8 protein-coding genes are annotated in these 5,525 nt (G+C 72.8%); all 8 read left to right on the forward strand.

Annotated features, from left to right (window positions below):
• Nucleotides 1-346 (forward strand): SPOR domain-containing protein (locus tag VLI41_RS14855; protein ID WP_325268863.1); only part of this gene is annotated, 346 nt, incomplete at its 5' end.
• 39 nt (nt 347-385) lie between these two features.
• Nucleotides 386-1,018, forward strand: coding sequence for a dTMP kinase (gene tmk, locus VLI41_RS14860; RefSeq protein ID WP_325268864.1), 633 nt, complete (start codon nt 386-388; stop codon nt 1,016-1,018).
• On the forward strand, nt 1,011-2,006 hold the full coding sequence (locus tag VLI41_RS14865; RefSeq protein ID WP_325268865.1) for a DNA polymerase III subunit delta': 996 nt from the start codon (nt 1,011-1,013) through the stop codon (nt 2,004-2,006). Before tmk ends, VLI41_RS14865 begins: the two co-directional genes overlap by 8 nt.
• Nucleotides 2,007-2,022: 16 nt before the next feature.
• Nucleotides 2,023-2,799 carry a TatD family hydrolase gene (locus VLI41_RS14870; RefSeq protein WP_325268866.1) on the forward strand — a complete coding sequence of 259 codons (777 nt, stop codon included), beginning with the start codon at nt 2,023-2,025 and terminating at the stop codon, nt 2,797-2,799.
• On the forward strand, nt 2,796-3,635 hold the full coding sequence (locus VLI41_RS14875) for an MBL fold metallo-hydrolase (protein WP_325268867.1): 840 nt from the start codon (nt 2,796-2,798) through the stop codon (nt 3,633-3,635). The genes VLI41_RS14870 and VLI41_RS14875 overlap by 4 nt, the downstream gene beginning before the upstream one ends.
• Complete coding sequence (locus tag VLI41_RS14880; RefSeq protein WP_325268868.1) at nt 3,619-4,233, forward strand: phosphoribosylglycinamide formyltransferase; 615 nt, start codon at nt 3,619-3,621, stop codon at nt 4,231-4,233. Before VLI41_RS14875 ends, VLI41_RS14880 begins: the two co-directional genes overlap by 17 nt.
• A 94-nt stretch (nt 4,234-4,327) precedes the next feature.
• The gene (locus VLI41_RS14885; RefSeq protein WP_325268869.1) at nt 4,328-4,969 is read left to right on the forward strand and encodes a dihydrofolate reductase family protein; all 642 of its coding nucleotides are present in this window, start codon (nt 4,328-4,330) and stop codon (nt 4,967-4,969) included.
• Between the two features lie 60 nt (nt 4,970-5,029).
• On the forward strand, nt 5,030-5,525 hold a 496-nt coding region (mazG, locus tag VLI41_RS14890; protein ID WP_325268870.1), incomplete at its 3' end, for a nucleoside triphosphate pyrophosphohydrolase.

A 5,525-nucleotide genomic window follows, 5' to 3' on the forward strand; every position in this document is an offset into this window, starting at 1 on the left:
CGCGGCGCCGCTCGTGAAGCCGCCGGCCCCGGTCCTGGTCGCCGAGCTCAAGCCGTTGCCCGCGCCCGCGCCCGCCTTCTCCGCGCCGCCGGTACCGCCGGCCGCGGCGAGCCCCGGCGGGTTCAAGGTTCAGGCCGCCGCCTTCGCGAGCGCCGAGAACGCGCAGCGCGCCGCCGCCCGGCTGGCCTCGGCCGGCCACGCCGCCGTCGAGCCGGTCTCCCTGGGCGGCGTCACCCTGTGGCGCGTGGTGCTGGACGGGGCGGCCGACGAGGATGCGGCCGAGGTCCTGCGCGAGAAGGCCGCCGAGGTGGGATTCGCCGACGCCCGGGTGATCCCGCCCTCCTAGCCGGCTGGACTTCCGCCGCGAAGCCGCCATCTTGGGTTCGTGGCCCGCGGACGGTTCATCACATTCGAAGGCGGCGAGGGGGCGGGCAAGTCGACCCAGCTCAAGCGCCTCGCCGGGCGGCTGCAGGCGCAGGGGCTGGAGGTCGTCGCCACTCGCGAGCCGGGCGGCTCGCCGGGCGCGGAGGCCATCCGCGAGCTGGTGCTGAATGGCGCGGCGGACCGCTGGTCCGCGGTCACCGAGACGCTTTTGATGTACGCCGCGCGGCGCGATCACGTGGAGCGGGTGATCCGCCCGGCGCTGGAACGCGGGGCGTGGGTCGCCTGCGACCGCTTCGCGGATTCCACGCGGGCCTATCAGGGGGCGGCGGGCGGGGTCGATCCGGGGCTGATCTCCGCCCTGGAGCGGTTCATCCTGGCCGATGTCCGCCCGGACCTCACCCTGATCTTCGATCTGGCGCCCAAGGAGGGGCTTAGGCGCGCCGCCGGGCGCGGCGGCGAGATGCGCTTCGAGTCCAAGGGCATGGATTTCCACCGCAGGCTGCGCGCCGGCTTCCTGGCGATCGCCGAGGCCGAGCCGGCCCGCTGCGCCGTGATCGACGCGGCCGGCGAAATCGAGGCGGTGGCGGCCGCGGTCTGGGCGGCCGTCGAGGCGCGGCTGGCGGTGCATGGCTGAGGTTCCCCATCCGCGCGAGGTGTTCGATCTCGTCGGCCACGCCGGCCCCGAGGCCGCCTTCGAGGCTAGCCGCGCGCGGGGCCGGCTGCACCACGCCTGGCTGCTGACCGGGCCCGAGGGCGTGGGCAAGGCGACCTTCGCCTACCGCGCCGCCCGCCGGCTGCTCGGCGCGCCGGGCGATCCGGCCCGCGGCGGCCTGGGCGCGGAGCCGCAGCATCCGGTGAGCCGCCAGGTGGCGGCCCGCGCGCATCCCGACCTGCTGGTCGTCGAGCGGCTCGGCGAGGAGGGCAAGCCGCGCAAGGTGATCCCGGTGGACGAGGTGCGCCGGCTCTCGGAGTTCTTTTCCAAGTCGCCGGCCAGCGCGCCGCATCGGGTGGCGATCGTCGACGCCGCCGACGATCTCAACCTGAACGCCGCCAACGCGCTCTTGAAGACCCTGGAGGAGCCGCCGAGCCGCGGCGTGCTGCTGATGGTGAGCCATGCCCCGGGCCGCCTGCTGGCCACCATCCGCTCACGCTGCCGCAGGCTGGCCTTCGCGCCGCTGCCACTCGAGGAGACCGCCGCGTTCGTGCGCGCCCGGGCCGAGGTCGACGCCGAGGATGCGCTGCGGCTCGCGGCGATGGCGGGCGGCGCGCCGGGCCGGGCGCTGGCGCTCGCGGCGGCGCAGGCGCTGGCGCTGGACGATGCGGCGCGCTCGATCCTCGATCGGCTGCCCGAGCTCGACGAGGGCCTGGCGCTGTCGCTCGCCGACCGGTTCCGCGGCGGGGAGGGGATGGGCCATTTCTCGCTGCTGTTCGAGCGCCTGGCCGAGCGGGTGCATGCGCTCACCGCCGCGCGGGCCGGCGAGGGCCAGCCGGCGCTTGATCGCTGGGCCGCGGCGTGGGAGACGCTCTCGCGCCTGCCGCGCGAGGTCGAGGCCCTCAACCTCGACCGGACCGACGCCCTGTTCGCGGCCTTGACCGAACTGCGCCAGGCCGCCCAGGCCTGAAAGCCCGCCAGAGCCGATGCTGATCGACAGCCACGTCAACCTGCACGCGCCGCAATTCGACGAGGACCGGGAGGCGGTGATCTCCCGCGCGCTCGCCTCCGGCGTGCGGCTGATGGTGGAGATCAGCGACAGGCTCTCCAGCTTCGAGCAGACCCGGCTGGTGGCGCAGCATCCCGACATCTGGTGCACGGTCGGGACCCATCCGCACGAGGCGAAGGACGATCCCGAGCTGTCCCCTGAAACGCTCATCGGCCTGGCCGCCGATCCGCGGGTCGTGGGCATCGGCGAGTGCGGGCTCGACTTCCACTACGATCTCAGCCCGCGCGACATCCAGGCCCGGGTTTTCCGCGCCCACATCGCCGCCGCGCGGGCGACCGGCCTGCCGCTCGTCGTCCATGCGCGCGAAGCCGATGCGGCGATGGCCGAGATCCTGGAGGAGGAGCACGCCCGGGGCGCGTTCCGCGTCCTGATGCACTGCTACACGTCCGGCCCGGAGCTCGCGGCCCGCGCCGCAGCCCTGGGCGCCTGGTTCTCGGTCTCCGGGATCGCCACCTTCAGGGCGGCCGAGGCGGTGCGCGCGGCGATCCGCGACATGCCGCAGGACCGCATCCTGGTGGAGACGGACTGCCCCTACCTGGCGCCTGTCCCGCACCGCGGCCGCCGCAACGAGCCCGCCTTCCTGCCGCACGTGCTCGCCAAGCTCGCCGAGCTCCGCGGCTGGTCGCTCAAGGAGGCGGAAGCCCGCACGGAGGACGCCTTCTTCGCCCTGTTCGACCGGATCCCGCGCCCGTGAGCGCCACGCTCGAGGTCACCATCCTGGGCTGCGGCTCCTCGGGCGGGGTGCCGCGCGCCGACGGCGAGTGGGGCGCCTGCGACCCGGCCGATCCCAGGAACCTGCGCAGCCGCTGCTCGCTGCTCGTCCGCCGCAAAGGGACCTCCGCCGAAGCCGAGACCACGGTGCTGGTCGACGCCTCGCCGGACCTTCGGCTGCAGACCGCCCAGGCCGGCGCCAAGCGGCTCGACGCGCTGCTGCTGACCCACGATCACGCCGACCAGGTGCACGGCATCGACGACGTCCGCGCTTTCTTCCTGCGCCAGCGCGCGCGCATCCCATGCGTCATGGATGCGGCCACCGAGCGCTCGATGACCGAGCGGTTCGGCTACATCTTCGAGGGCGAGGCGGGCTATCCCGCCATCTGCGAGCCTCGCCCGCTGCCGGCCCATGGCGTGCGCTGGGCCGTGGACGGGCCGTCCGGGGCCATTCCGGTGGTCAGCTTCGACCAGGACCACGGCGGCCTGCGCTCGGTGGGCTACCGGTTCGGCGGGGTGGCCTATTCCAGCGACGTGGTGAACCTCGATGCGGCGGCGTTCCAGGCGCTCTCCGATCTGGACGTCTGGATCGTCGATGCGCTGCGCTGGCGGCCGCATCCGACCCACGCCCATGTCGAGCGCACGCTGGAATGGATCGCCCAGATCAGGCCCCGGCGCGCGATCCTCACCAACCTCCACATCGACTTGGATTATGAGGCTCTCGCCCGGAAGCTGCCGGAGGGCGTCGAGCCGGCCTACGACGGGCTTCGCCTGGAGCACGATCTGGCGACAGGATTGTCCAATGGAATCGCGGGTTAAGCTCGGTTTCCTCGCGTCCGGAGCCGGCTCGAGCGCGCAGGCGATCGTGCAGGCGATCCGCGCCGGAGACCTCGCGGCCGAGGCGCGGCTGCTGGTCAGCAACAACCGTGGCGCGGCCGCCCTGGAGTTCGCCAAGGCCGAGGGCGTGCCCAGCCTGTGCATTCCGACCCAGGCGGACCCCGAGGCGGCCGACGCCGCGCTGGCCCGGGCCATGGCGGACCATGAGGTGGAGCTCATCGTTCTTTCGGGCTATCTGCGCCGGCTGGGCGCAGCGACGCTGGCGCGCTACGCGGGCCGGATCCTGAACATCCATCCCGGGCCGCTGCCGGAGTTCGGCGGGCCCGGCATGTACGGCCGGCGGGTGCACGAAGCCGTGCTGGCCGCCCGGGCGCCGGCGAGCGCCATCGTGATCCACCTGGTGGACGAGGAATACGATCGCGGGCCCGAGGTGGCGCGGCGGGCGGTCGAGGTGAGGCCCGACGACACGCCGGAGACCCTGGAGGCCCGCATCAGGGCGCTGGAGCCGGCGTTCTTCGTCGAGACCCTGCAGCGGATCGCCCGAGGGGACCTTGAGCTGCCTGGAGAAGACCCTCCTTGATTTCCGATAATATACCTTAGGCGCAATCCGGATATCGCCGGATTTGGCAAGCGGCGCCCTCCCTCGTTCACTGAAAGCTGTCATGGAGTCGGACATGGGAAGAGTGAGGGTGGCGGGGTTCAGCGTTTCGCTGGACGGCTTCGGCGCCGGACCGGAGCAGAGCTTGGAGAACCCGCTCGGCAAACGTGGCCCCGAGCTGCATCGCTGGTGGGTCGGCACGAAGACGTTCAGGAGCATGTTCGGCCAGGCCGGCGGGACGCAGGGCGTGGATGACGACTATGGCCGCCGCTCGATGGAGGGCTTCGGCGCCTTCATCCTCGGCCGCAATATGTTCGGGCCCGTGCGCGGCGAATGGCCGGACGAGAGCTGGCGGGGCTGGTGGGGCGACAATCCACCCTATCACGCGCCGACCTTCATCCTGACGCATCACCCTCGCGCCCCGATCGCGATGCAAGGCGGGACCACCTTCCACTTCGTGACGGACGGGATTGACGCGGCGCTGGAGCGCGCCCGCGCGGCCGCCGGAGATCTGGACGTCAAGATCGGCGGCGGCGTCTCGACCGTCCGCCAGTACCTGCAGGGCGGCTTGCTGGACGAGCTGCACCTGGCGGTCTCGCCGGTGATGCTCGGGCGTGGCGAGGCGTTGTTCGAAGGCCTCGACCTGCCCGCGCTCGGATATCGGGTGACCGAGACGGCGCCGAGCGAACTCGCCACCCACATCCTGCTCAGCCGCTAGCGACGCGACGCCCGTTCTCGGCCTTGCGCTGCGCCCGTCGTCCGGCGAAAGGATGGCGTCATGACCCGACCCGCGCCGCCGGCCGAGCTCCGGCCGATCGACCGCCTGCTGGCCATCATGGCGCGCCTGCGCGATCCCGAGGACGGCTGTCCCTGGGACATCGAGCAGACCTTCGCGACGATCGCGCCCTACACCGTCGAGGAAGCCTACGAAGTGGCCGACGCCATCGAGCGCGCCGACCTGAAGGACCTCAGGGACGAGCTCGGCGACCTGCTGCTGCAGGTGGTGTTCCACGCCCGCATGGCCGAGGAGCAAGGCGCGTTCGGCTTCGAGGAGGTCGTCGGCGCCATCAATGACAAGATGGTCCGCCGCCACCCGCACGTGTTCGGCGATGAGAGCTACGGCTCGCTCGCGGAGCAGAAGGAAGCCTGGGAGCAGCTGAAGGCGGCAGAGCGCCAGGCGAAGAGCGGCGCGGCGGGCCTGCTGGATGATGTGCCCGTGGGCCTGCCCGCCCTCACCCGCGCGGTGAAGCTGTCCCGGCGCGCGGCCGGCGTGG

The sequence above is a fragment of the Phenylobacterium sp. genome (genome assembly GCF_035475775.1).
Lineage (GTDB): Bacteria > Pseudomonadota > Alphaproteobacteria > Caulobacterales > Caulobacteraceae > Phenylobacterium.

Excerpts from the sequence above, each read along its gene's own strand:
- VLI41_RS14865 (WP_325268865.1), top strand. The coding sequence starts at position 1,011 with ATGGCTGAGGTTCCCCATCCGCGCGAGGTGTTCGATCTCGTCGGCCAC.
- VLI41_RS14870 (WP_325268866.1), top strand. The coding sequence starts at position 2,023 with ATGCTGATCGACAGCCACGTCAACCTGCACGCGCCGCAATTCGACGAG.
- VLI41_RS14880 (WP_325268868.1), top strand. The coding sequence starts at position 3,619 with ATGGAATCGCGGGTTAAGCTCGGTTTCCTCGCGTCCGGAGCCGGCTCG.
- VLI41_RS14885 (WP_325268869.1), top strand. The coding sequence starts at position 4,328 with ATGGGAAGAGTGAGGGTGGCGGGGTTCAGCGTTTCGCTGGACGGCTTC.